This is a genomic window from Flavobacteriales bacterium, assembly GCA_016700415.1.
GTDB lineage: Bacteria > Bacteroidota > Bacteroidia > Flavobacteriales_F > PHOS-HE28 > PHOS-HE28.
The window spans coordinates 3,593,926-3,619,227 of record CP065018.1; the positions used below are offsets into that span (position 1 = coordinate 3,593,926).

23 protein-coding genes are annotated in these 25,302 nt (G+C 61.0%); 13 read left to right on the forward strand and 10 right to left on the reverse strand.

Features of this window, described 5'->3' with window-relative positions:
- The first annotated feature begins 1 nt into the window (after position 1).
- The 11 genes from IPP95_15045 to IPP95_15095 all read left to right on the forward strand — a co-directional run bounded on the left by IPP95_15045 (position 2) and on the right by IPP95_15095 (position 9,469).
- Positions 2 to 1,021, forward strand: coding sequence for an NAD(P)-dependent oxidoreductase (locus tag IPP95_15045; protein QQS72464.1), 1,020 nt, complete (start codon positions 2 to 4; stop codon positions 1,019 to 1,021).
- Complete coding sequence (locus IPP95_15050) at positions 1,018 to 1,767, forward strand: WecB/TagA/CpsF family glycosyltransferase (protein QQS72465.1); 750 nt, start codon at positions 1,018 to 1,020, stop codon at positions 1,765 to 1,767. The genes IPP95_15045 and IPP95_15050 overlap by 4 nt, the downstream gene beginning before the upstream one ends.
- A gap of 133 nt (positions 1,768 to 1,900) precedes the next feature.
- Positions 1,901 to 3,061 carry an exopolysaccharide biosynthesis polyprenyl glycosylphosphotransferase gene (locus IPP95_15055; protein QQS72466.1) on the forward strand — a complete coding sequence of 387 codons (1,161 nt, stop codon included), beginning with the start codon at positions 1,901 to 1,903 and terminating at the stop codon, positions 3,059 to 3,061.
- Positions 3,062 to 3,170: 109 nt separating this feature from the next.
- The gene (locus tag IPP95_15060; protein QQS72467.1) at positions 3,171 to 3,425 is read left to right on the forward strand and encodes a 30S ribosomal protein S20; all 255 of its coding nucleotides are present in this window, start codon (positions 3,171 to 3,173) and stop codon (positions 3,423 to 3,425) included.
- Positions 3,426 to 3,544: 119 nt separating this feature from the next.
- On the forward strand, positions 3,545 to 4,258 hold the full coding sequence (radC, locus tag IPP95_15065) for a DNA repair protein RadC (protein QQS72468.1): 714 nt from the start codon (positions 3,545 to 3,547) through the stop codon (positions 4,256 to 4,258).
- 1 nt (position 4,259) lies between these two features.
- Positions 4,260 to 5,417, forward strand: a complete 1,158-nt coding sequence (wecB, locus tag IPP95_15070; protein QQS72469.1) for a UDP-N-acetylglucosamine 2-epimerase (non-hydrolyzing) — start codon at positions 4,260 to 4,262, stop codon at positions 5,415 to 5,417.
- Positions 5,418 to 5,450: 33 nt separating this feature from the next.
- Positions 5,451 to 6,758, forward strand: a complete 1,308-nt coding sequence (locus tag IPP95_15075; GenBank protein ID QQS72470.1) for a polysaccharide deacetylase family protein — start codon at positions 5,451 to 5,453, stop codon at positions 6,756 to 6,758.
- Positions 6,755 to 7,663, forward strand: coding sequence for a GNAT family N-acetyltransferase (locus IPP95_15080; protein QQS72471.1), 909 nt, complete (start codon positions 6,755 to 6,757; stop codon positions 7,661 to 7,663). Before IPP95_15075 ends, IPP95_15080 begins: the two co-directional genes overlap by 4 nt.
- Before the next feature lie 2 nt (positions 7,664 to 7,665).
- A complete protein-coding gene (gene upp / locus IPP95_15085) occupies positions 7,666 to 8,316 on the forward strand; it encodes a uracil phosphoribosyltransferase (protein ID QQS72472.1) in 651 nt (216 codons plus the stop codon).
- 2 nt (positions 8,317 to 8,318) lie between these two features.
- Complete coding sequence (locus IPP95_15090; protein QQS72473.1) at positions 8,319 to 8,780, forward strand: hypothetical protein; 462 nt, start codon at positions 8,319 to 8,321, stop codon at positions 8,778 to 8,780.
- Positions 8,777 to 9,469 (forward strand): noncanonical pyrimidine nucleotidase, YjjG family, encoded by a 693-nt coding sequence (locus IPP95_15095; protein QQS72474.1) that lies wholly within the window; start codon positions 8,777 to 8,779, stop codon positions 9,467 to 9,469. Before IPP95_15090 ends, IPP95_15095 begins: the two co-directional genes overlap by 4 nt.
- Before the next feature lie 12 nt (positions 9,470 to 9,481).
- On the opposite strand, the gene IPP95_15100 is transcribed toward IPP95_15095, so the two are convergent.
- The 5 genes from IPP95_15100 to rsfS all read right to left on the reverse strand — a co-directional run bounded on the left by IPP95_15100 (position 9,482) and on the right by rsfS (position 13,961).
- Positions 9,482 to 10,015 (reverse strand): hypothetical protein, encoded by a 534-nt coding sequence (locus IPP95_15100; GenBank protein QQS72475.1) that lies wholly within the window; start codon positions 10,013 to 10,015, stop codon positions 9,482 to 9,484.
- A 2-nt stretch (positions 10,016 to 10,017) separates the two neighbouring features.
- Positions 10,018 to 10,674 (reverse strand): phosphatidylserine decarboxylase family protein, encoded by a 657-nt coding sequence (locus IPP95_15105; protein ID QQS72476.1) that lies wholly within the window; start codon positions 10,672 to 10,674, stop codon positions 10,018 to 10,020.
- Between the two features lie 71 nt (positions 10,675 to 10,745).
- The gene (locus IPP95_15110) at positions 10,746 to 11,552 is read right to left on the reverse strand and encodes a phosphatidate cytidylyltransferase (protein QQS72477.1); all 807 of its coding nucleotides are present in this window, start codon (positions 11,550 to 11,552) and stop codon (positions 10,746 to 10,748) included.
- A 15-nt stretch (positions 11,553 to 11,567) separates the two neighbouring features.
- Positions 11,568 to 13,481 carry an ATP-dependent zinc metalloprotease FtsH gene (gene ftsH / locus IPP95_15115; protein QQS74289.1) on the reverse strand — a complete coding sequence of 638 codons (1,914 nt, stop codon included), beginning with the start codon at positions 13,479 to 13,481 and terminating at the stop codon, positions 11,568 to 11,570.
- Positions 13,482 to 13,583: 102 nt separating this feature from the next.
- Positions 13,584 to 13,961, reverse strand: coding sequence for a ribosome silencing factor (gene rsfS, locus IPP95_15120; protein QQS72478.1), 378 nt, complete (start codon positions 13,959 to 13,961; stop codon positions 13,584 to 13,586).
- Positions 13,962 to 14,044: 83 nt separating this feature from the next.
- Between rsfS and IPP95_15125 the strand changes: the two genes are divergently transcribed.
- Together IPP95_15125 and rpmH are read left to right on the forward strand one after the other, a co-directional pair.
- Positions 14,045 to 14,803, forward strand: a complete 759-nt coding sequence (locus tag IPP95_15125; GenBank protein ID QQS72479.1) for a biotin--[acetyl-CoA-carboxylase] ligase — start codon at positions 14,045 to 14,047, stop codon at positions 14,801 to 14,803.
- A gap of 466 nt (positions 14,804 to 15,269) precedes the next feature.
- The gene (rpmH, locus tag IPP95_15130; GenBank protein QQS72480.1) at positions 15,270 to 15,428 is read left to right on the forward strand and encodes a 50S ribosomal protein L34; all 159 of its coding nucleotides are present in this window, start codon (positions 15,270 to 15,272) and stop codon (positions 15,426 to 15,428) included.
- A gap of 215 nt (positions 15,429 to 15,643) precedes the next feature.
- Here rpmH and IPP95_15135 read toward each other — a convergent pair whose 3' ends face one another.
- From IPP95_15135 to IPP95_15155, 5 genes are all read right to left on the reverse strand, one after another.
- Positions 15,644 to 17,779, reverse strand: a complete 2,136-nt coding sequence (locus IPP95_15135) for a hypothetical protein (protein ID QQS72481.1) — start codon at positions 17,777 to 17,779, stop codon at positions 15,644 to 15,646.
- Between the two features lie 3 nt (positions 17,780 to 17,782).
- Entirely contained in the window at positions 17,783 to 20,059 is a 2,277-nt protein-coding gene (locus IPP95_15140) for a hypothetical protein (protein QQS72482.1), read from the reverse strand.
- On the reverse strand, positions 20,056 to 22,146 hold the full coding sequence (locus IPP95_15145; GenBank protein ID QQS72483.1) for a hypothetical protein: 2,091 nt from the start codon (positions 22,144 to 22,146) through the stop codon (positions 20,056 to 20,058). The genes IPP95_15140 and IPP95_15145 overlap by 4 nt, the downstream gene beginning before the upstream one ends.
- 559 nt (positions 22,147 to 22,705) lie before the next feature.
- Positions 22,706 to 24,655 (reverse strand): hypothetical protein, encoded by a 1,950-nt coding sequence (locus IPP95_15150; GenBank protein QQS72484.1) that lies wholly within the window; start codon positions 24,653 to 24,655, stop codon positions 22,706 to 22,708.
- The gene (locus IPP95_15155; GenBank protein QQS72485.1) at positions 24,652 to 25,182 is read right to left on the reverse strand and encodes a hypothetical protein; all 531 of its coding nucleotides are present in this window, start codon (positions 25,180 to 25,182) and stop codon (positions 24,652 to 24,654) included. Before IPP95_15155 ends, IPP95_15150 begins: the two co-directional genes overlap by 4 nt.
- Between the last annotated feature and the right edge of the window lie 120 nt (positions 25,183 to 25,302).

Below are 25,302 nucleotides of genomic sequence, written 5' to 3' on the forward strand. Positions count from 1 at the left end.
GATGCGATTGCTCGTCACCGGTGGATCCGGATTTATCGGCACCAACTTGGTGCAAAGTGCCTTGGACAAAGGCGTCGAGGTGCTGAACTTGGACTGGAACCCGCCCTTGAAACCGGCCCACGCACCATGGTGGCGGGGTTGGGACATCATGGACCGGCAGGCGACGGACAAGCATTTTGCGGAATTCAGGCCTACGCACGTGGTGCATCTGGCTGCCCGTACGGACACCGACGTACAGGACGATATCGACGCTTACGGGCAAAACCATGAAGGTACGGCCATCCTGCTGGAGGCCGTAAAGGCGTCTCCCGGCATCGAACGCCTCATTGTCACCAGCACACAGTTCGTTTGCGAGGCCGGCTATCAGCCCAAGGACGACCAGGATTACAAGCCCTTCACGCTTTATGGTGAGAGCAAGCGCCTCAGCGAACTGGCCACTCGTGAAGCGGACCTTTCCTGTGTCTGGAGCATCATTCGGCCCACCACCATCTGGGGTCCCTGGAGCCTACGGTACCGGGACGTCCTGTTCAAGGTGATGCGCAAGGGGCTTTACTTCCATCCCGGCCGGAACAAGGTCATCCGGTCGTATGGTTACGTGGGCAATGTGGTATGGCAGATCGAGCGGATCTTGATCGCTCCTGCGGAAATTGTGAATGGGAAGGTATTCTACGTCGGAGACGAACCGATAGACCTGCGGACCTGGGTGGAAGCGGTCTCGAAAGAACTTGTAGGCAGGCCGGTGCGCTATATCCCGACATGGATGGTGAGGGCACTGGCGTTCGGCGGGGACGTGCTCAAAGCCGTACGGATCCCGTTCCCCATCACCAGCGGCCGTTTCCGGAGCATGACCAGCGATTACATCACGCCGATGGACCGGACCACGAAAGCCTTGGGCCCCGCGCCCTACTCGTTGAAAGAGGGTGTGCAGGCCATGGTGAAATGGTATGACAATGAGAGCGCCCCGGCTAAAAGCCCTGAATTGATCGATACCCGCCAAAAGGAAGGAGAGACGCGGCCATGAACGGACTTCCGAAAGCAAGCATTTTCGGTTTGGGCTTATCCATAGGGTCCTTTCAAGACCATGTGTCGGCCATTGCCGCGATGGGGAAGGAGCACCGCTCAGCCTATGTCTGCTGTGTGAATGTGCATATGTGTATGGAGGCACAAGGAGATCCCTCGTTCGCTGCTGTGGTCAACGGGGCCGACCTCGCCACTGTGGATGGCATGCCCATCGTCAACAGCCTCAATAAGTTCACCGGAGCGGTGCAGGTGCGGGTGGCCGGGAACGACCTGATGCCAGCAGTGATGGCGGAGGCTGAAAGCCAAGGATTGAGCATCTTCCTCCATGGCGGGGAACAACATGTGCTGGACACCATCGTCGGTCGTGCTGCGAAAGAGTTTCCCGGCTTGCAGATCGCAGGGACTTGGTCTCCGCCCTTCAGGAAAGCCACCGATGAGGAACGCGCTGCGGAAGTGGACCGGATCACTGCCAGTGGTGCGAACATCGTCATGGTCAGCTTGGGCTGCCCCAGACAGGAACGCTGGATGGCCGCCATGAAGGGTAAGGTGCCCGCCGTGATGCTTGGTGTTGGCGGAGCTTTCCTGCTCTATGCCGGGTTGGATAAAAGGGCACCGCATTGGATGCGCAACGCATCTCTGGAATGGCTTTACAGGCTCTGGCTCGAACCCGGACGGCTGTGGAAACGTTACTTGGTCACCAATACGGCATTCATGTTGCTGTATGCCAAACGATCATTTCAGCGTTAGGTAAAAATTCCGACGACTATGCGGTCAAACAACCGAAACAACAAGAAATATCGACAAACTTGACTTTTCTATCGACGAATTCATACTTTTGGCTCTCGCTCCACTTCAACGCTCCACTCAGAAATGAACCACCATGGAAAACATTGACCCCGGGTCCATGGTCCACCCCGCATCCGCCATCGGACGGGGTTCACGTGCCAGCCGTACCGAGCTCAACCACGAGTTGGCCACCCTGCTGCGGTCCAGCCGACAGCAGCTCCATAACGTACAACACGGTTTGAACCGCGTAATGACCTTCGAACCGCTCACCTCCGTCAAGGACCTGATCATTGTCGGTGATGGGCCTGCGGCTGACGAGATCTTTCAATACTGCGAGGACCAGACGGTACGCGGATATCGGTTCCGCGGTGTATTTCACGAGCGCCCCATCACCGGGCCGCTAGCCTCACGCCAGTTGGGCGGTATCGAGGCCGCAAAGGCCTTCGCGGTCCAGAACCGCATCGATATCCTGTACTGTGCACTGCCCGGGGCATACAGGGAGGAGATCACTGAGCTCATGGAATTCTGTGAGCGCAACACCATCCGTTTCCGGGTGATACCGAGCGTGGACAGCTTCATCCCCGTGGTGAAGACCACCGACCTCACTTTTCATGGTGCCGTACCGGTGAGCCGCCTGCGCAACGAGCCTTTGGACAGAAAGGGTAATCGGCTGCTCAAGCGCGGCTTCGACATTGTATTCTCTTTTTTGGTGATCGCGCTCATCTTCAGCTGGCTATTCCCGATCCTCGCGATCTTGGTGAAGCTCTCCTCCAAAGGTCCCGTGTTCTTCAAGCAGACCCGGTTGGGTGAGCGCAAGAAGAAATTCTCATGCTACAAATTCCGGAGCATGCAGATGAATGAGGAGGCCGACAGCAAGCAGGCCACGCGGAACGACCCGCGGATCACCAAGGTGGGCGCATTCCTACGCAAGAGCAATTTGGACGAGATGCCCCAGTTCTTCAATGTACTCTTGGGCCAGATGAGCGTGGTGGGGCCACGCCCGCACCCCCTGAAGCTGAACGACCAGTTCCGCGACATCATTGATAAGTACATGGTGCGCCATTTCGTCCGCCCAGGCATCACGGGTTGGGCCCAGGTGAACGGTTTCCGTGGGGAGACCCGTACGCCGGAGCTTATGGAGAAGCGGGTGGACCTCGACGTGTGGTACTTGGAGAACTGGTCATTCCTTATGGACCTGAAGATCGTGGTGAAGACCGTGACCAACATGTTCGGTAAGGACGACATGGCCTTCTGAGGCGGCCCTCCCAAGGCGAAAAAAGAGGGTCGTGCCCATTGATTTCAACCGGAAGTTTGCTGGAACCGCGAAGCAGCTTATATTTGCCGCCCCTATCCGGAAAAGGAACATGGCCAATCATAAGTCCTCCATCAAGCGCATCCGCCAAAGCGAGAGCCGCAACGAACGGAACCGCTACCAGCACAAGACCACCCGCAATGCCGTGCGGGACATCCGCGCCAGCACCGAAAAGAAGGAGGCCGAAGAGCTGCTGCCCAAGGTGAACAGCATGCTGGACAAACTGGCCAAGCGCAACATCATCCACAAGAACAAGGCCGCCAACCTCAAGAGCAGCCTTCAGAAGCACGTGGCCGAACTGAAGTAGGCCCCGCAATCATTTTTCTTCCGCAACAGGTCCTTCGGGGACCTGTTCGCATTTCAGGCCCTTGGTCAGCGTTCTTGCGCACCGTAGGTTCCGGATTTCATGGCATCTTTGGCTCATACATGGAAACGGAAGGCCCTACCCCTAAACCACGGCTCAGCATTCCTGAATGGGACAAAGGGGACCGTCCACGCGAGCGTTTACTGGCGCAGGGCGCGAAGGCCTTGTCGGACGCTGAACTGGTGGCCATCCTCATCCGCTCCGGCACACCGGACCAAAGTGCGCTTGAACTGGCTAAACAGGTGCTGAAGCAGACAGGGAACGACCTGAACGCGCTGGCGGCCCTCACCCCGGCGGACCTGATGAAGCGCAAAGGCGTGGGGGAGGCCAAGGCCCTGAGCATCGTGGCGGCGCTTGAGCTGGGCCTGCGGCGCCGGACCGGGGAACAACGGGAGCGGCCACGGATCAGCACCAGTGCGCAGGTGCATGAGGAACTTCGCGCGAAGCTGGCCGACCTTCCGCATGAGGAATTCTGGGTGCTATTACTGGACAGGGGCCTGCGCCTGATCGAGGTGCGCCGGGTGAGCGTAGGTGGCCTGCACGGCACCGTGGCGGACCCCAAGGTCATCTTTCGCTGCGCCTTGGAACGTGGCGCCTCCTGCATGGTGGTGGCCCACAACCATCCAAGCGGCCAGTTGCGGCCGAGCGAGGAGGACGTTCGTCTCACACGGAAACTGGTGGAGGGCGGCCGTATGCTCGACATCATCGTACAGGATCACATCATCATCACCGCTGGGGGCTACTACAGCTTTGCGGACAATGGACAAATGAGCTGATATGCCAAAGCCCTTGCGGATCCTCACCGTCATCGGGGCGCGCCCCCAGATCATCAAGGCCGCCGCCATCAGTCATGCCGTGCGTGGCCGGTTCCAAGGCCGCCTCGTGGAGACCTTGCTCCACACCGGGCAACACTACGATGCCAACATGTCCCAGGTGTTCTTCGATGAACTGGGCATCCCTGGAGCGGACATCGCCTTGGGCGTGGGCAGTGGCGCGCACGGGGCCATGACGGCACGAATGATCGAGGGCATCGAGAAAGAGCTTCAGACCGGCAAGCACGACGTGGTGCTGCTGTACGGGGATACCAACAGCACGCTGGCCGGCGCCGTGGCCGCCGCCAAATTGCACATACCCGTGGCCCATGTGGAAGCGGGTCTTCGCTCCTTCAACAAGGCCATGCCCGAAGAGGTGAACCGGATCGTTTGCGACCATTGCAGCACATGGCTGTTCTGCCCCACGGACACCGCGGTGGAGAATCTTCTGCGCGAGGGCTTCAAACAGGCCAACGAGGCATCGCCCACTGTGGACCGGCCCCGTGTGGCGGCCACGGGCGACGTGATGTACGACAACAGCATGCGTTTCGCGGAGTTGGCGGAGAGCCGCTCCCGGCTGTTGAAGGAGCTGCACTTGGAGGGGAAGGACTTTGTGCTTGCCACCGTTCATCGCGACCATAACACGGACGATCCGGTGCGCATCAACGCCATTTTCACCGCGTTACTGGACCTGCACCGCCTGCATGACCTTCCCGTGGTGCTGCCCGTGCATCCGCGCACGCGGAAAATGATGGACAGCTTGCTCCATGGCCACCTGCAAGCGGCCATCGAGGAGGCACCGTATTTTCATCTCGTGCCACCGGTGGGCTTTCTGGACATGATCGCCTTGGAGCGGAACGCCAAGCTGGTGGTCACGGACAGCGGGGGTGTGCAGAAGGAAGCGTACTTCTTCGGCAAGCCCGTGGTGGTGCTGCGCCCGGAGACTGAATGGGTGGAACTTGTTGCGAACGGCCAGGCCGTACTGGCGGATGCGGACCCCTCACGGATCGCTGAGGTCGCGGCGATGTTCCTGCACGACGGCGTACCCGATTGCCCGCCGATCTTTGGCGATGGCCATGCCGCGGAGGCGATCTGCGAGGTGTTGCTCGAAGGGCACGGCTGAGGGGCGTCGCTGGGTTAACTTGCGCAAGCCCCCATGGCCGACATTCATTATCACATCGAGCGGCCCGGTCCGCGGTCGCGATACAGCGTGGCGCACCTGCTCGGTCCCATGGCCGGTTGGGACGCGGTGGAGGTCCAGGAGATGTCCGACCTGCGAAAGGTGATGGGGCCTAAGCTCGTTTACGGACATACTGCAATGGAAGGGGCATTTCAGGTGGTGCCACATGGCTTGCTTGAGCAGGAACGCATTGAGCACCTGGAGCCCGAGGTGGGACTTTCCCTCGGTATGCCGGTCCTTTTCCCATCCGAAAGCGGTGATCTTCCCTTCGATCTGTTCGCAGCCACGTTCTTCCAGCTTTCACGCTATGAGGAATACGGTCCCGTGGAACGCGATGAACACGGAAGGCCCAAGACCGATGCGCTCCATGCCGCAAGGCACGGATACTTGGACCGGCCCGTCGTGGATGAATGGTTGCTCACGTTCGTGGAAAGTTGGCGGAAGCAAGACCCGCGGCTTCCTAGGCTCCGGAGGGAATACGCGCATACCGCCACCTTGGACGTGGACAACGGGGCCATGTATCGCGGGCGTCCGTGGTGGCGTTCCATCGGCGGCGGCGCACGCGACCTGCTGAAAGGGCATCCGCGCCGGGTGATGGACCGTTTGGCCGTACTGACGGGGTCCAGATCGGACCCGTACGCCGTCCATGAAACTTTTCTAGACCTTGTGGAACGCTCCGGCGGACATGCGATCGTCAATTTCCTCACGGCACCGATCGGGAAGCATGACCATGCCATCGGGCCGGAGGTGCCTTTCATGCAAGCCTTGGTCAAGCGCATGGCGCAACGCGCGGAAGTGGGCCTGCATCCGGGTTACGAAAGCTTGGAGAACACATTCCGTATTTCCGAGGAAAAGGAGCGTTTGGAAGCCGTGGTCGGCCGACCGGTCACGCACTCGCGCCAACATTTCCTGCGCCTGCGCCTTCCGGGGACCTATCACTATCTGGAAGGCATTGGCATTCTCGAAGATCACAGTATGGGCCTCGCCGACCACACCGGTTTCCGTGCGGGCACCTGCACCGCCTTTCCCTTCTATGATCTGGCCGCCGAACGGGAGACCACCTTGATGATCCATCCATTCGCGATGATGGACAGCGCCATGTGCTACAAGATGCATCTGTCGCCTCGGGAGGCGGTCGCTGAGGCCAAGCGCCTAGTGGACGCCGTGCGGGCCGTACAGGGCCAATTCATCTCCGTGTGGCACGAACGCTTCCTGAGCGGCTATGGCGACGAGGCCGGGTGGGGAGGCGTGGCGGAGGAAGTCCTTCAATATGCGCGGCCATGATCAGCTATTTGCGCCACGCGGATATCGACCTCGCTGCTTGGGACAGGCGTATGGCCGCTTGCACCAATGGATCCTGGTATGGCCTTAGTGCCACCTTGGAGGCTGCGGCTCCGGGATGGGATGCCTTGGTGGACGAGGCCACGGGTGCCCAGATGCCTTTGCCATGGCGGATGAAATATGGCATCCGCTACCTCTACCAGCCCTTTCTCATCCAGCATTTGGGACCGTTCTCTCGGGAACCCGGAGAGGATGATGCCGCGCGTTTCCTGCATGCGTTACCGAAGCGTTTCCGGTATGCGGATATCTACATGCTCGGTGCTGCTATATCCGGATCAGCAGATCTTCGTACCGAAGAACGGACCGACCATGTGCTCCGCTTAGAAGGGCCGGTGGAGGCCCTGCGTGCGGGCTACAGCCTCAATCATCGGCGAAGTTTGCGGAAAGTGGAGCAGCTCGGCGTGGTGGTGGAGCGTGGTGTTGGCAGTGGCCGTGTGATCGATTTTCTTGAGGGTTCTGAGCAATTCACGCGCTGGGGCATCGATGCCGTCCAGCGTGCGACCATGCGGCGCGTGCTGGTCGCCTCCGAGGAAACGGGCACGGGATTCGGGCGCATGGTGACCGGCGATGGGGGACCCGTTGCCGCCGCGTGGTTCGTGCGGAGCGGTGGCAGTATCATCTTCCTCAAGGGCATGGCTTCGGCGAATGGTCGCGATCTTCGCGCCATGCACGCCTTGATCGATGATGTGATATCGGAACACGCCTCCAGCGGCATGCTCTTGGACTTCGCCGGGGGTAATGATCCTCAACTGGCGCGGTTTTATTCCGGCTTCGGCGCGGCTCCCGTGCTTTATTTGCGAGCTTTGATGAACCGGCTTCCGCCGTTGATCCGGCTAATGAAACCTTGACCATGGTGGTGGAACTGAACAAGACGAACTCCATAGCGAACCGCTTTCTTGCGGAACTGCGGGACGTGGAGGTGCAGAAAGACCCGCTCCGGTTCCGTCGGAACCTCGAACGGATGGGGGAGGTGATGGCCTATGAGCTGAGCCGGACACTTGAGTACGCGGAGTCCGAAGTGGTGTCACCGCTCGGCGTGGCGCGTGTTTCCCTTCCGGTGGACCAGCCCGTGCTCTGTACCATTCTCCGCGCAGGCCTGCCCTTACACCAAGGGATGCTCAACTATTTCGACCGCGCAGACAATGCATTCGTGAGCGCCTACCGGAAACACCGCAAGGGCGAGGACGGCTTCGACGTGGAGGTGGAATACCTCAGCAGTCCCTCCATTGACGGCCGTGTGCTGGTGATCAGCGATCCGATGATGGCCAGCGGCCGCAGCATGGCCTTGGTCTACAAAGCCATGTTACGGATGGGCAAGCCCAAAGCGGTGCATGTCGTCTCCGTCATCGCCAGCACCGAGGGTGTGGAGTTCGTGAAGAAGCATTTCCCCGCCAACACCAAGTACTGGCTCGGAGCGATCGATGAGGAGATGACCGCCGAGGCCTACATCGTGCCGGGCCTTGGCGATGCGGGCGACCTGGCCTACGGTAACAAGGTGTAACCATGAAGACGCTGCTGCATGCCATTGCGGTGATGACGGCGGCCGTGGTGAAATTTTTCTTCTCCGCCCCCCTTTCCTACCACCAGTTCGGGAACAACTTCTGGCAAACGGTGCTGCTGATCGCTGCCGGGGGATGCATTGGCATGATCGTTTTCTTCTTGGGCGGGGCGAGAGTCTTGGAATGGTTCCGGCTCCGCCGTTTGCGCAAACGCGCCCATGCCATCGCCCGCGGGGTATCGCCGAGGCGCATCTTCACACGCACGAACAGGTTCATCGTCCGTTTGAAACACGGGTATGGCATCTATGGACTGGCGCTCATTTCACCGCCGATCTTGTCCATCCCGCTCACGGCGTTGCTCGCGGCAAAGTATTTTCGGCACGACCGCCGCATGCTGCCATTGCTGCTAGTGTCGGTGGTGCTCTGGTCGTTCGTTCTTAGCGCGGCATGGAAATTCACAGGGTGAAACACTATCGCCACCTCTTTTTCGACCTGGACCACACGTTGTGGGACTTTGAGGCAAACTCACGCGCCGTGCTGGCCGAGCTGCATGCGGAATTCGGTCTGGCGGAAATGGGCGTGGACGGTGACGCTTTCATCCCGGCTTATGAGGAAGTGAATGTCGCCCTATGGGCACGCATGGAGGCCGGGACCATACCCAAGGAGGTGATCCGGGCATTGCGCTTCAACCAGGCCTTGGAACAGTTCGGTCTGCGGAACGCCGGCCTGGCCAAGCGACTGGAGGAGACCTACATGGAGCGCTGCCCAAGGAGGTCCACACTGCTTCCCGGAGCGCTGGATCTTTTGGAGGACCTTCGGAAGGACTACCGTATGCACATCATCACCAATGGCTTCACCGAGGTGCAGGGCGTTAAGATGGACGCTTCAGGAATACGGGGGTTCTTCGATGTGGTGCTTACAAGTGAGATGGCCGGGGCCTCCAAGCCCTCCACGCGGATCTTTCGCCATGCCATGCGGTCCGCAGGGGCCAAGCTGCAGGAAAGCCTGATGATCGGGGATAACGCCGTTGCCGATATCGGCGGGGCACGCAGGGCGGGAATGGATCAAGCCCATCTGGCACCCTTGGAGTCCGGGGATCCCCAGGCCACCTACCGGATCACGCGTTTGGACGAATTGCGGGCCGTGCTCCTTTGAACTTTGTTCACCCTATTTGAGGGAGGCCCCGTCAGGCAGGAAGCCATAGCTCACGACGGCCTTCTTTCCGGTGGCCTTACTGTGCTTGAGGAAGCGCAACGAATCGCCGTCCAACACGCCGGCGTAGTTGATCGCGCCCCGGTTGGCCATGGTGGAGAAGAAGAGGCTGTCGCCACGGCGCGTTACCGGCACATTATGGATGTTGTTCTTCCCGCTTTGGACATTCTCCGTGAGCAAGGATCGGAGGTCCGTGGGGTCGTTCGGTTCTTGCCGACCGGCCACCAAGGCCACATTGCCGCGTTCGAAGAACCGCATGAAGTAGTGAACGTTGCCGGAAGTGGGCGAATCGTAAACCCCATGGAACTTCAGGCCACTACCTTCCAAGGAGTGCAACTGTACGCCGCCGCTGTCTGGTTTGGCTGGGACATCCGCAGGTTCGGAAGGAGCAGTTACGGGCGTTGTCAGGGTCGACTGATCCGGAGCGGTCTCTTCGTTGGAGCAGGCGGCGAAAGTAAAAATCGCGAGGAGGAGGAGGGAGTTGCGCATGTTCATGGTTCGTAGTGTGCGATCACCGAGGTGGCACCTTTCACCACCTCACCGATCTGAACGGCTACAGTGGCGTTCAAGGGCAGGAATAGGTCCACGCGGGAGCCGAATTTAATGAAGCCGAGCTCGGAGCCTTGCACCGCCGCGTCCCCAGGCCGGGGATAGGTGCAGATGCGCCGTGCCAAGGCACCGGCGATCTGGCGGACCAGCACTTCGCCATGCAGGGGGTGCTTCACCACCACCGTGCAGCGCTCGTTCTCGGTGCTGCTTTTGGGATGCCAGGCCACCAAGTATTTGCCCTTGTGGTATTGTCGGAAGGTCACGTTCCCGTTCACGGGGTGGTAGTTCACGTGCACGTTCAACGGGCTCATGAAGATGGAGACCTGTATCCGCCGGTCTTTGAAGTATTCATTCTCCATTACCTCTTCCACCACCACGACCTTGCCGTCGCAGGGTGACAGCACCAAGGCATCCTCGCCGCCGGGGTAACGGGGAGGCACACGGAAGAACCAGATCACCACGCCAAGCAGTGCCACCATGGCCGATGCGATGGGCCACACCACTACGCTCGGCAACCAGTGCCAAGCGGCATAGATAGTGAGGCAGCTCACTACAAGGATGAGCAGGATGGTGAGGGTTCCTTCGCGGTGTAGACGCATGCTTGCACGGGGCGGCCAAATATAGGGGAGGGTATGCGGGAATACCCCGGTTCCGGGGTGGGCGGTTCCGTTCAAGCGCCCATCAACTTCGCGCAGGCCAGCATGGCGGGCAGGGCCAATAAAAAGCCATCGAATCGGTCCAGAATTCCACCGTGCCCCGGCAGGACGTGTCCGGAATCCTTCACACCGGCCTCCCGTTTGAAGGAGGATTCCAACAGGTCGCCGATGGTGGAGGTCACCGCCACCACGGCGGCGCAGATCACCCACTGCGCCAACGTGAGGTCGGGCCACGCCAAGGCCAGCACCACACCGGCCATCATGGCCAGCACCAGCCCGCCCCCGAAGCCTTCCACGGTCTTCTTCGGGCTTACCCGCGGCATCAGCTTGGTACGGCCGATCGCCCGGCCTACCAAGTAGGCACCGGTATCGTTGGTCCAAAGGATGATCATGAAGCCGATGAACAAGTGCGGTCCGTCCGTAAGCAGCGAGGTGATCAGCCCGAAGGGCATGGCGATGTAGGCGATCATGATCAGCAGGGTGCCGACCCCTCGGACCGGTTCCTTCGCGTTGTTCAGCACGATGTCGACCACCCCGACCGTGAACGCCGCTAGTAGCACCACGGCCGACGATCGCAGGGAGAGCAGGCCGGTACCCAGAAACGCGATGGTGAGAAAGGTGGCCGCCGTCACGAGCAGGGGAATGGTCACCGGAGGTGTTTCCTCCTTGGTCGCATGGCTCAACCGGTGCATTTCGCGGGCCGCCAGAAGGCTCACGGGCAGGAAGAGCAAAGTGGTGGTGAGCGGTCCTGCGAGGGCCGCGCCCAAAGTGAGCGCCACGTAGGCCGCTCCGGTCAGTGCCCGCGTTGCCGTTTCGGTCATGGGCGGAAAGCTCGGTTAGGCCACCGAGGTGTTGTCCTCCTTGGTGCCGAGGGATCCCGGTTCCGGAGCGGTCTTTCCCCCGTTCCCGTTCTGTGGCTGGGTCAGGGCCACTTGCTCCTGGGGGGCGAAGGGCCGGTTCCCGAAGATCTTTTCGAGGTCCTCCTTGAAGATGACTTCCTTCTCCAGCAGTTGCGTGGCCAGTGCAGTGAGCTTGTCCTTGTTCTCGGTGAGGATCCGCTTGGCGCGTACATACTGTACCTCCACGATATTGCGCACCTCCTCATCGATCATCCTAGCGGTGTGCTCGCTGTAGGGCTTACCAAAGCTGTATTCGCTCTGGCCGGTGCTGTCGTAGAAGCTGATGTTGCCGATCTTATCGTTCAGGCCATACACGGTCACCATGGCGGTGGCCTGCTTGGTCACCTTCTCCAGGTCGCTGAGGGCACCGGTGCTCACTTTGCCGTAAATGAGGTCCTCAGCGGCCCTTCCGCCCATGGCCGCGCAGATCTCGTCCAGCATCTGTTCGGTGGTGGTAAGGTGCCGTTCATCGGGCAAGTACCAAGCGGCGCCCAATGAGCGCCCGCGGGGCACGATGGTCACCTTCACCAAGGGTGAGGCGTGTTCCACCAACCAGCTCACAGTGGCATGGCCGGCCTCGTGGTAGGCGATGGCGCGCTTCTCCTCGGTGGTGATGATCTTGTTCTTCTTCTCCAGCCCGCCGATCACACGGTCCACTGCATCAAGGAAGTCCTGCTTCTCCACGGAGGTCTTCTTGCGCCGCGCAGCGATCAGGGCGGCCTCGTTGCAGATGTTGGCGATGTCCGCGCCGCTGAAGCCGGGCGTCTGGCGGGCGAGGAACTCCACGTCCACGGCGATGTCCATTTTCAGGGGCTTGAGGTGGACCTTGAAAATGGCGATGCGCTCGTTCAGGTCGGGCATGTCCACGAAGATCTGCCGGTCGAAGCGGCCGGGACGCAACAGGGCACGGTCCAGCACGTCGGCACGGTTGGTGGCCCCGATCAGGATCACCCCGGTGTTGGTGCCGAAGCCGTCCATTTCGGTCAGGAGCTGGTTGAGGGTGTTCTCGCGCTCGTCGTTCGAGCCCATGTTCACGTTGCGGCCCCGGGCACGGCCAATGGCGTCGATCTCATCAATGAAGATGATGCTGGGCGCTTTTTCCTTGGCCTGTTTGAAGAGGTCGCGTACGCGGCTTGCGCCCACGCCCACGAACATCTCCACGAAGTCCGAGCCGCTGAGCGAGAAGAAGGGTACCTCTGCCTCGCCCGCTATGGCCTTGGCCAGCAGCGTCTTTCCCGTTCCGGGAGGGCCCACCAGCAAGGCGCCCTTGGGGATCTTCGCGCCGAGGTCGGTGTACTTCTTCGGCGTCTTCAGGAAGTCCACGATCTCCTGGAGTTCCTCCTTGGCCTCCTCCAGACCGGCCACGTCATTGAAGGTGATGTCGGTGCTCTTGCCGCCCTCGAACACTTGGGCGCGGCTCTTGCCGATGTTGAAGATCTGGCCGCCCGGCCCGCTCGGCCCGCCCATGCGGCGCATCATGAACATCCACACCAGAGCGATGGCACCGAAGAACAGCACCCAGTTCAAGATCTCCTTGCCCATGTCGTTCTGGGGATCGATGCGCACGTCCACCTTCTTGGCGCGGGCCTCTTCGATCACCTGCTGCTGCATCTGCGGGGTATTGCCGATGTAGAAGGTGTATTGTGCCGCTCCGGCCTCCGGACTGGTGCCTGCCAACTTCTTCTCATGGACCTCCTTTATCAGGCTGTCCTTCATGATGGTCACCAGCACGGCGTCCCCCTTCACCTCGATGCCCTGCACATCGCCATTGGCGAGGTAGTTGTCATATTCCGAGATGTCGATCCGCACCACGTGCGAATTGAAGTTGAACAACCCCATGGCCAGGATCATCACCACGATGATCCCGTAGATCCAATAAAAGTTGAACGAGCGCTTGGGGCGCTGCCCTTGGCTGTCCTTCTTAGGCTTTTCGTTGTTTTCCACGGCGTTCTGTCAAGCTACGTTCTCGTAAGTATTGCGGATGGCGTCCGCCCAAAGTTGGTCCAGTCCATAGAAGGTGCGCACGTCCCTCAGGAAGATGTGGACCACCACGTCCACGTAATCCAGCAAGATCCATCCCGCGTTCTCCTTGCCTTCCGCGTGCCACGGTCTCTCATGCGCATGTTGCAGGGTGAACTTCTCCACGCTCCGGGCGATCGCCGCCACCTGCGTGCTGGAATCACCATGGCAGATGATGAAGTGGTCGCACACCGTGTTGGGCACTTCGCGCAGGTCGAGGTGTACGATGTCCTTTGCTTTCACTTCCTGCATGCCTTGGACCACGGCGTCCACCAAGGGATTGGTGGTGGAGGGTCGTTGGGCTTCCTTCATGCGGTCTATACTTGTGGCGCGTTCAAAGGTACACAATGGGCGGGGCGTTCCGGACAGGAGCACCTTTCAATTCAATACGGAACATGTCGGCCATCGGGGAAGAGGTGATCGTGCTGGATACCGTGGACAGCACCAACAACTATGCTGCCACGGCGCTTTCCCGTCAGGAATTGCGCCACGGCTCTGTCATCATGGCCATGGAGCAGACCGCCGGCCGGGGGCAGCGGGGGCGGGAGTGGATCGCAGCTCCGGGTCTGGACCTCACCGCCAGTCTGGTGTTATTGCCCGAACGTTTCCCGGCCGCGGGGCAGTTCAACCTGGCGAAGGCCACAGCGCTGGCCGTGCATGACGTTGTGTCCGGCGCGATCCGGGAAGCCGGCAACGACGATCAGGAAGCCCGCATCAAATGGCCCAACGATGTGCTCATCGGCCGTAACAAGGTCGCGGGGATCCTCATCGTCAACGAGCTGAAGGGACCTTACGTGGCGTCCTCCGTCGTGGGCATCGGCATCAATGTGAACAGTACGGGGCTGCCCAGTGAATTGGCGGCCACCAGTCTGCTGCAGGAGACCCGGGCCGTTCACCCCCTCCGCACCGTGCTTACGGAGCTGTGCGGACGCATGCAGCATTGGTGGGCCGTGCTCGAAGGGTCGCCCGAAGCGGTCGCCCATGCCTATGCCGATCGCCTCTGGGCCAAGGGCCGGTTCTCCACCTTCACCTTGGACGGCGCGGAATTCACCGCACGCCCCTTGGACGTGGACGGTTCAGGGCGGCTGATCGTGGAAGACGAGGAGGGCCGCGTGGCGGCGTACGGGCTGGAGCGGCTGCGTTTCCGACGGTGACCCCGCTCAAGAAGAGAGGACCACAAAGAACACAAAGGACACAAGGGGATTTCTCAGTGGTGTTAGGTTTTACCGTTCAAAGGGTTTTTAACCGCGGAGGCGTGCCTTCGACAGCCAAGGGCGCGGAGACCGCAGAGGGAATTCCCAAGTGTCTGAAGGTTTTTAACCGCAACGCACGCAACGAACGCAACGTGAGTCTCTCAGTGTTCCGATAGCCCCGCTCCGCATTCTTTTGTGTCCTTCGTGCCCTTCGTGGTAGTCCCAGCCCGCCCTGCATTTCGTTGCGCTCGTTTCGACCGTTGCGGTAGTCCTTCTTCACATTCCTTCGTGTTCTTAGCGTTCTTCGTGGTAGTCCCTCTCCCCGCCGCCGCATTTCTCTGCGTCCTCCGTGGTAAAAAACCAGAGCGGTTGCACAGATCACTCGAAAACCTATCTTTGCGCTCCCTTTGAAGAAAAACGAACGGCTATGAAGCGTACCTACCAGCCCAGCAAGCGCAAACGTGTGAACACCCACGGCTTCCGCGAGCGCATGAGCACCCCCGCCGGCCGCGCCGTACTGGCACGCCGCCGCGCACAAGGCCGCCACAAGCTCACCGTGAGCGACGAGCCCCTCGGTCGCAAGTAAGCCGAGCACCACTTTGTAACCTTCAAGGGCCGCCTGATCAGGTGGCCCTTTTTCGTGCATCCGTCCACAGCGACCACTGCAGCAACACTTTCGCGACCCCGGCTCAGGGGCCGGGGTGACAACCACGATGAGAGGCTGCTTAAAAAGCCGCGCCCAGCGCGGCTTTTTAAGCAGCCTCTCCAAGAACGAGTGTCATTCCGGGCTTGCCGTCCCGCTCACTTCTGCTCCAGCTCCTTCAGCTTCTTCACCACCAGGAACTTCTGTAGGGCGTCCATGCGGGCGTTGAGCTCCTGGATGTAAAGGCTCTGGTCTTCCACGGTGACCCAGAGCTGGTTGCCCAGCTTGTCCACGCTGAAGGTGCCGGTCTTGTTCCAAGTGTCGCGGCCGTCCACGGTGGGCAGGTGGCGTTCGCGCTCCACGAAGTTGGGCAGGTCCTTCAGCGGGGTGCGCACATACTGCCCGGCGCCTTTGGCATCCTCAGGCTTGGCGTTGCCGTCGTAGTAGAGGTCGAATACATAGTCGCTCAGGAGGCTGTTGCCGGACCACACGCTTTTTTGTGCGCTGATGGTGCCGGGGCCCCGGAATTTGTTGGCCGGGTAGGCACCGCTGGCCGCCCATACGGCATCGCCGATCATTACCCCGGTCTGGGCCACCATGTAGTTGCCCACGTTGTAGGCCGCGCCGCCGCCGGTGTATTCGCACAGGAAGGCCACACGGGGCAGCAGGTTGGATTGGTTGAACGAACCCACGGGGTTCCATGTTTCCGTGCCGCCGTCGCAGAGTTCGGGGAGGGTGGTTCCGGTAAGGTTCCAGCCGCCTACCCAGCCCCAGCCTTCAATGTTGCTATTGGGTCCGACCAACCCGTTCGCCGGTGTGGTCGGCGGAAACCAAAATACAGGTCCCGAAAGAGGAGCGGTCCACAGGCAGGCGAAGTGGCCCCCTGTACCACCGCAGGCATCGCAATACACGGATACCATGCTCTGGTAACCGGAGTTGTAGCCGAATACGCTGCCTTCCCGCATGCCCCCCCAGTCCTGGTTGTCCACCGAGGCGTCCACCAGAAGGTTGCTTCCGGCCCAGAAGAAGCCCGGTCCGCCCTGATCGTAGGGGTGTACGTTCCAGCCGACGTTCACCGTGTAACCCGTATTGTGGGCCGGCATCGTATAGCTCGGTGGCGGCCCGACAATGTTCGGCGGGCTGGGCATGGCGTAGGTGGTCAGCAGGGCCATGTCAAAGTTGGCCGCAGTGACCGCGGCGGTGTTCTTCAGGCTGAAGCGCATAAAGTGCAGGCGCTGGCTCCCACCACCGACCGCGGCCACATTGAAGGCGATGGCACGGATCGGGTTGGCCGGCCCCGGGCAGATGCCCGTCACGGCAATATCGGCCTGCCTGAAGAGCCACTGCCGGTGGGAATCCTCCCAAAGTCCCCAGTAGGGGGATTGGACGCCATTGAGGGTGGCGAAAGGCCCGGCCGGGCCGGGTATGGGCCATGGGCGCGGTACGGCCGTTACGGCGGCGGCCGTAAAGGTGACATTGGTAGGGTCCTGGCAACCGGTCCCGGCGATAGGGCTGTCCTGGATCTTGCGCTCGCCGAAGTTGTTGTCGATCTGTTTCCATCCGTTGACGGCCGTGCCCCCGGCGTTCACCACGTAGCCCTCGAACTTGCCGGGCACCTTGCCCACTGCGGGGGTGAACTTGATGGTGCCTTCGTTGTCGACATTGCTGCCGCCGGTGAGCTTGATGCCGCCTTCCACTTCCACCAGCTCGTTAGGGCTGGGCAAGGGGACCGGGACGGGGGACCCGCTGTAGTAGAGTTGAAGCTCGCCGTTGGCGGAGAGGCGCCCGCGCTCTTGGTTGTTCGTGCGGAAGACCAAAGGCATGTTGTTGAGGGTGCCCAGAAAATTCACGTTGGTGGTCCCCGTGTTACCACCAAGCTTCCAGATATCCCCGCCCCACGCGATGTGTTTCCAGCCGACGACGGGTGTGAAAGCGTCCCAGTACCAATAGCCCCGGGGCGAAAGAGCCACCGAATCCGTCTGGTAGATGAGCAGGCCGTTCACCGCGGTGCCTGTAAGATTTACGCGTTGCGCACTGGTCATGCGCGGTGCCAGAATGCCCTTGTCGGCGCTGCTGATGTCCAAAATGGAGTGGGAGCCTCCCGGATTGGGCGCGGCACCGGTGGAGTTGATGGCCACTTGGGCGTGCAGCCCCGTGGCCGCGGCCAGCAGGAACAGCGCCGCGAGCAGCCAAGGAAGCGCCCGCCATGGGGAAACGGAAAGCGATGGGGCCATAATAGCGACCGGACCGGCAGGGCGCTTGCGGAAAGGATGGGGTATCTGTGCGTGTGCCATGGCCTAGCGGGATGAGGAGGTAAGGGTGACGCGCTTGCGCAGGTCGGCGATCAGGCGGGCCTTGTCCGCGTCCGTCAGGTCCGCCATGGCACCTAGGTCTTGCCGTGCGATGCGGAACTCGGCGGTGGTGATGGGCCGTTCATTGGTGAGCATCTCGATCACGTTGAGCTTGTCGTGCAGGTCCGCCACGTAAAGCGCCTGGGTCTCGGTGGTGGCCCATAGCTGGTTGGTAAGGTCGCCTAGCGAAAAGCCGCCCTTCTCCTTCCACGCTTCCCGGCCCTTCATGGTGGGCAGGTGCCTGTGGTCGCGGGTGAAAGCCTCCATCTCATCGATGCTCAGCAGGCGCTCCGCGCCGAAGTGCGCGGCGTCGCCCGGGGCCACACGCCCGTCGAAAGCCCGGTCGAACACATGGTCGTTCAGCTGCAGACCGTTGTCATACACCCCGTTCTGGGCGGAAACGGTGCCACTGCCCTGATAGGCCCAGTAGCTATTGCCGGCGGGATAGTTCGCGCGCCAGCGGCCCCACGGAATGGCGGAGACGTTGGTCAGGGTGTCCTCCACTACCAATGCGCCGGGGTAGTATATGTAGCTGGCGTTGTTCACCCCGCTGGTGGCCGCCGCGCTGGCCGTGGACATCTTTCCATGGAAGCGTACGACGGGCCGCCAAGTGGAGGGACCGCTCTTCCAGTCGGCGGGGACGGGCGGGCCCGCGTTGTCCTGCATAATGGCCGATCCGGAAGATAGATTGCAACTGGCGATGGGTACGGGTGCGGGCACTGTGGGGGGTGGGCTAACGGAGTTGGCCCCGTAAGTGGCGTTGAAGCCGGTGTTGACGCAGCCCACCGGATTGTTGGCCGCATTGATAGGGTTGCCCGCATTCGTTTGGTACCTGACGGCGACCTCGATAATGATGTTGCTGGTCCCGTCCCAAACAAAGAAAGGAGCGAGGTTGATCCCGAACCAGGAGGGGCCGCCCACAGGGCCGTTCGGCCATGGCGGAACATACGTGCCGCAGCTCATCGTGCCCGCGTAGTCCGGGGTGTTGTCAAAACCGTTCAGCGCGGTCAGGCCTATGGGTGCGTTGCGCACCGAAATGCTCATGGTGAGCACGTTCTTCAGGATATTCCGCGTCACCCAGAAGGCGATCTGGTCAATGGGCTCACCGGGGCAAAAACCACCATCAGCGCTTGGATTGCTGTTCAGCTGGGCTATTTCCATGTTCAGTTCCGACGCCAGGAAGAGGTATTGCCTCCGCATATAGGGCCGCGATGCATTGTAGCAGATGAACGGTGTTATAAGGTCCTGATCACCGGGATTGGGCGCGCCGGGGGACACGGTATTGCTCATGGTGTATGGAGGGGCTATCCCGCTGGGAATGTTGACGAAGCGCGAGACATTATCACACACGGCCTCCCTGAAGTGGCTCCAGCTTTTGTCGATCACCTCGGTATAGGGGTTCTCAAAGGCACGCCAGCCGTTGATCATGGGTTGTATCACGGGGGGGCTGCTGCCCTGTCGCATGGCGGTGCCATCCACATTGCCCCAGTGCCCGGCAAATTGCAGGGGGTAGTTGTTCACCGTGCCCAGTACGGAGCTGATCACCAGGCCAAGGACGGAGTTGACGGCCAGCTTCTCGTTGCTGCCGTATTTGTAATTGCCTGTGCCGGTCCAGTTGCCGCGGGTCTGGTAGCGGAACACCCCGGGGTCGTTCGTGTTGCTGGTCTCCACGCCGGGAGAGGGGACATAATACTGTCGGATGGCGCCGTTGATGTCCAAGCGTTCCTTGGAAGCGGGTTGGAGGATCGGCCAGCCCACGCCGAGGTAGCCGGTGGTGGCGTCCATCCGCATGCGGGGCAGGTTATTGGTGCGGAAGTACATCGGCCTGGACGGGGAGTCCGAGGTGCCGATAAAGTCCACGTTGGGGTCGGCGGCATTGGTGAGGAAGTTTCCGTAGATGTCCCAGCCGTGGTTGCCGTTGGTCAAGGGAATCCATTGGCCATAATCCACGGCCCAAAGACCGCGTACGTTGGCCGCGCCGGTGCGGAACACGGTAAGCCCTTGGGGCAGGGTGGCCGGGTTGGGCGGCAACGTAGCCATGCGGGGGATGAAGAGCCCTTGGGTGATGGAGCTGACGTCGAGGATAGCTTGGGGGGAGGCCGCAGCACCGGTGGCATTGATGGCCACGTTGTTCTGTGCACGGGCGGCACCGGCGATGCCCAAAGCGCACAGGGCCAGAGCGGCGAAGTGCAGGCGGCGGGGGAGGCGGCGTGTGGCGTTCATGGCTTGGATGTGGCCTTTTCGTTCAGGGCGTCGATGAGGTGAAGCTTTTGGGCCTCGGACAGCCGTTTGCTGCTCTGCACCTCGGTGATAAGGCGCTGGGCCTCCTGCGGGGACATATCGGTGCCGAAGGCCATTTCCTCCAGGGATCGCAGGTCCTTTTCTAATTGGGTGATGTAGAGGGCTTGGTCTTCCACGGTCTCCCAGAGGCCGGTTGTGACAGTGCCGAGGCTGGCCCCGTCCTTCGCCTCCCATTCCGTGCGGGAGGGCATGTTGGGCAGGTGGCGGTCGCGTTCCAGGCGCTCGCGCAATTGGCCCAGCCCCACATAGGCATAGCCTTGAACGGCCTGGGCCTCGTCAGGCCGTGGCGCACCATCAAAATAGCGGTCGAAGACATGGTCGCTCAGCAGCACGCCCGCGTCGTACACACCGTGCTGGGTGCCGATGGTGCCGGCCCCGTGGAAAGTGGCACCGGCCAACCAAGCAGGGGAGCCGACCATCAGCCCGCCATCATACTGGATGTAGTTGGCGGAATCCCGTTTGGTGGTGGGGGAGACCACTGTGCCCGTGAAGCGTGTCACCGGCCGCTTGGTGTGCCCGTTGTCGCCCGGGCCGACAACGGCCGTCGGGGCGGGAAGCACGGGGTTGTCGTCCATTATATTGCGTGTGGCGGCGCTTTGGCCCCCGCCGGCCGGCTGGTACATGACCCATTTGGTACAATTGAAGCCGGGGTCCTCCAGTTCCACCCTGGGGCCTACGCCGATGCCCACGTTGCGGGTCCATACGATGTCGAGGATCAGGTTGTTGTTGGCGGCTAGGACGATGGGGCTGCTCAGCGTGAAGGTGACCCAGCCCGGGCTGGGGATCAAGCCGCTAAAACTGCCCCTGATGGCGGACAGCCGGATAGCGTCATCCATGAAAGGGGCACCTGGGGTGGTCCCATAGGCGCCGGAAGTGAGGTTGGCAAGGGCCGCATTAACAGCCGCTCCGCCACGGACCTCGCCGGTGATGGTGGTGGGGAATACGGGAGGTCCCACATTGTTCAAGGTCTCCTGATCCAAGCAGTAAAAGGAAAAGGCATCGATGGTGGCGGGAAAGCAGAGGCCGGCGGCCACCAGCTCGCTGTAGCGGTAGAGGTATTGCACCCGGTAGTTGCCTTGAACGGTGCTGGTGAAGTTGGTGGCGAAGGGGCTGTAGGTGTTGGGGGCGGCGGTCTGGGTGACCGGCGTGGGGCTGAGGAATCCGCGAAAGGCATCACCGATGGCACCGGTGCAGGCCACGGTGTCCTTGGGGAACTCTTTTGGCGGGGTCACGAATTTCTCGGCATTTTCCAAGCGGCTCCACTGGATGACCCCGAGCGTGTCGAAGTTGGTGCCCCAGTGCCAGTTGAAGTTGGTGGCGCTGGAGGCCAGGCCGTCCTTGGTGCCGTAGCGGATCGTTCCTTCGGTGGGGGTGACCACTTGGGCCGGGAGGGTGGCGTTCTTTTCCAAACGGATGGCGCCTTGCACCTCTAAGCGCTCAACTGCGGGTGCTGGCGTGCCCAAACCCACAAAGCCGGACAGGTAGTCGAACAGATCATAGCCCATCTGCATCGCGGGGGCAGCGGGAGCGAGGACGGTGCGGAAGACGAGGTTCTTATTGGACGAGAGGTTGGCGGTGCCGAGGTGTTCGGGAAAGGGCGCTATGACACTTCCCACGGTGTTGCCGAGGATGAACCAACCGGTGCGGGCCACGGACAGATGCACCCAACCGGCGGGGGCGGCGGTGGAGTAGTACCAGAAGCCGCGCTGGTTGCCGGGATCGTTTACGGCCCCCGTATCGGTCTGGTACACAAGGAGCCCGTTGTCGTTCGCTACGACCGGTATGGCCAGCCGTTGGACCCCGGTCATGCGGGGGATCAACAGGCCCCGTTTGGGTAGAGCGACCGTTCCGGTGAGCCCGCTCACATCAATGTCCAGAATGGCATTGGCGTCCGGGGTCGGGGGCACCCCCGGAGTTGCGTTGATGCCCATGTTCTGGGCGCTGGCCACAGTGCAGGCGATGGCGGCCACAAGGGTCAGAAAGTGCCGGAAGCGTATGGGTTTCCGCATAGATCTCTGCGTTGGGGGGAGTAATGGAAGGTTACGAAGGTAATCATTGTCAGCGCAAGATGGCATGGGCGGACGGAGGCAATGCATGGGGCTATGGGGCTTGGGTAGGGCTTCCACAGGTGGAAGACGGATGCACGGGCTTAGGTTGCCTTGAAAGTTTTCCACAGGTGGTGTGGCGCGCAATAAACGCTCATGTGCATAAGGGAGGGAGGTCCGCAAATCTCTTGAATGGTCGGATACCGGTGTCCGGGATAAAATGCGGAGTCATCCGGAAAAGCACGTCAGCAAGAGCATTGAAGGAATTCATAGCAAAGAGGGCCTCGTTTTTATTGGGCAAGCATTTTCGGCATTTTCGCGACCCCGGCCTCCGAGCCGGAATCGCGGAAATGACACGCCCAAAATTTATCCCGGACGGCAGTGAATGGTCGGAAACCGTACGGACCTGTCCTCACCGAGGGGCTGCGTGAAAGCGCGTGCCCGCGTTAGGGACGCTCGATCTGGTGCGAAAGGAGCAATTGCCCAACGGAAGCCTTAGACCCCGAACAGGCGCGCAGGCGGCTCACCTCTTCAGGAATCCCCCGCTGGGAAGCACGCTGCCGTCGGGCAATGCGATGCTGAGGCCGTACCAACCCCGGGCCAGCTTTTCGATGGGGATCACCGTGGTCTGTTCACCGCGGGCGGTCTGCACGGAGGTCTCGGCAACGGTCCTGCCGAGAGCATCCTGCACGTGGATCAGGGCGGGGCCGTCCATGGTCGCGGTAAAGGCCACGTTGAGCCGGTCCGTGGCGGGATTGGGGAAGATCACGGGCCGGGTGCCCGTCTGGCCCATGAAGGCCACCACGGTACGGGTGTATTCAAAGGCCCCGTTGTAGTCCACTTGCTTAAGGCGGTAATAATTGGCGCCTATGAAGGGGTCGGTATCCGCGAAGCTATAGTCGTTCCTGCCTTGTGCATCACCGGCGGCAGCCACGGTGCCGATGGGGGCAAAAGTCTCGTTGTCGGGGCTTCGTTCCACCGTGAAATGGTCGGAATTCTTTTCCGTTGCGGTGGCCCATGTCACATCGATCACGGTGTTGTGGGCGATGGCTTGGAGGTCGATAAGCTCCACGGGCAGGGTGGTGCAATCGAGGGAGGCGCCGCCGGTGAAGGACCAGGTCAGGTTGAAGGATTGCCCTGTGACATCGAAGTTGTCGATGTACATGATGTAGATCTTGCCCATCACAAGAGGCAGGGGGGCCACGAAGCCGTCGCCGACATCGCTTTCCGAGAGGTCGAAGGATGCAGGCCGCATGCCGGTCTGGAACGAGGAGGGAGCAGGATATAAGGGCACGTTCGGCGGGTAGGCCCAAGAGCAGCGCGTGGGTGCCCCTACGGGAGGACATTGCAACGCGTCGCGCTCCCAGATGGCGAAGTCGTAATCCACATTGCCCCCGATAGGCGATATGGTGAGCGAAGCGGTACCGGCTACGGACGGGGTGAAGAAATACCAGCTACCTTGGCGTTCATTGCCCATCAGACAGCCGCGGTTGGAGCCGGTGAGGTCGTTGGAACAGCCCACGTAATCCACTTGGTTGGTGATGGGGTCGCTGCTGCAGACGGTATTGCCGCCTACACAATCCTCCTGAGGGGTCGGGAAGCTCGTAAAGCTGCGGATGCAGATGCCGAAGCTTCCGGTGGCCCCGGCATAGCCCCATACCCGGATGAAGTAGTTGGCACCGGGCACCAACGGGTTGCACCTGCGGTCGATCTTGGACATATAGCCCACCCCTCCGTCATCGTCGCAATCCACATTGGTATACGAACCGCAGGTGCCCTTGAGGAGTGCCATGCGGGAATCCGTCAAGGTGCCGGGCGCGGTCTCGATGATGACCACCCCGTTCGCCGGTGCGGTGAACTTGAACCAGACATCCTTGAAATTGCCATTGGTGAAGGTGCCCCCGCAGGTAGGGTTCGGGGTAGTGGTGGAGCGCGTGGCGCCCGCATTGGAGTATGTCTGCATCGTGCAGACGTCGTTCACGTTAAGGGTGATGGCACCGGCGCATTCATTGTTGGTAACGGCAGCAGGGACCGTGGCACAGGTGATGGTGAGGGTGGCGCAGAGGCTGTTGGAGGCACAGGGATAGGCATCCACCAATACCCGTAATTGGCCGGTAAAGGTGGCCGTCCAGCCCAGATAGGAGGGGCCAAGTGCAGGACATGCTCCGCTATCATCATTGTACCCCAGGCTTCCGCCGCCGGTGTTGTTGAAGATGGTGATCTGTGTGTCCCAGGCCGCGCCACAGGTGGAGAAGGAGTAGATATTCCCGAGTGTGACGTTCACCAGCGCATATTGGCCGCCGGTGATGCATGGCACGGTGGTCGTGCCGGGGCAGGGCGGCGTGATGGCCGAGCCCAACAGGGTGTTGTTGTTGGTACATTGACCGAAGGCCCCGGGGCCCGGTACAACGAACTGGAACGCGACCAAAAGCGGTACAACGGTCAGTAGATCGCGAGAAACACGGGTCCTCATCGGGGCTCAGGGGTTGTGGGTGCTGAATTGAGCAAGCGGAGATATTCCTCAGGATGGTCGAGCACCCAGGCATCCTTGCGCGCGGCGATCTCTTCAGGGCCGAGCTCGGCTCCCCGTTCCAGGTCCGAAAGCCAGGGGAGCGTTTTTCCTTCATCAACTGTGCCGGCCAGGGGTACCCCGTCCTTGAGGAACGCGGCCAATTGAATTCCGTATGGTTCCAGATGGGCGCGCATTTCAACGGGTGAAAGTTCACCCTGCGTCCGGATGTGGAGCACATCCTCCTCGCGTTCCAGCGTGATCTCCGCTTCCGGGAGCCAGTTCAGCACATCCGCCAACATCGGCTTGAAAGGGTTCACCCCTTCAGAGCGGATCAATCGGGCGGTGTACACATGTTGGACAGGTTCCTGAGCCTGTACATCGCCGGTCCCGGAAAGCAGGAGAAACAAGACAGGAAAGGCGCCGAGCAGGCACTTCCATGAGCGCACTTTGGGCCTGACCGAAAAGCGGAGGATTGCTGGTGTGACCATGCGAATGCTATTTGTTGAGGACCTACCATGCACACCGAGGAGCCTTTCGGTGCTTTATTTTCGACCAAATTGATGTTATATCGGACGAAAATCAATGTGTGTACGATTAAGTTCTTAACA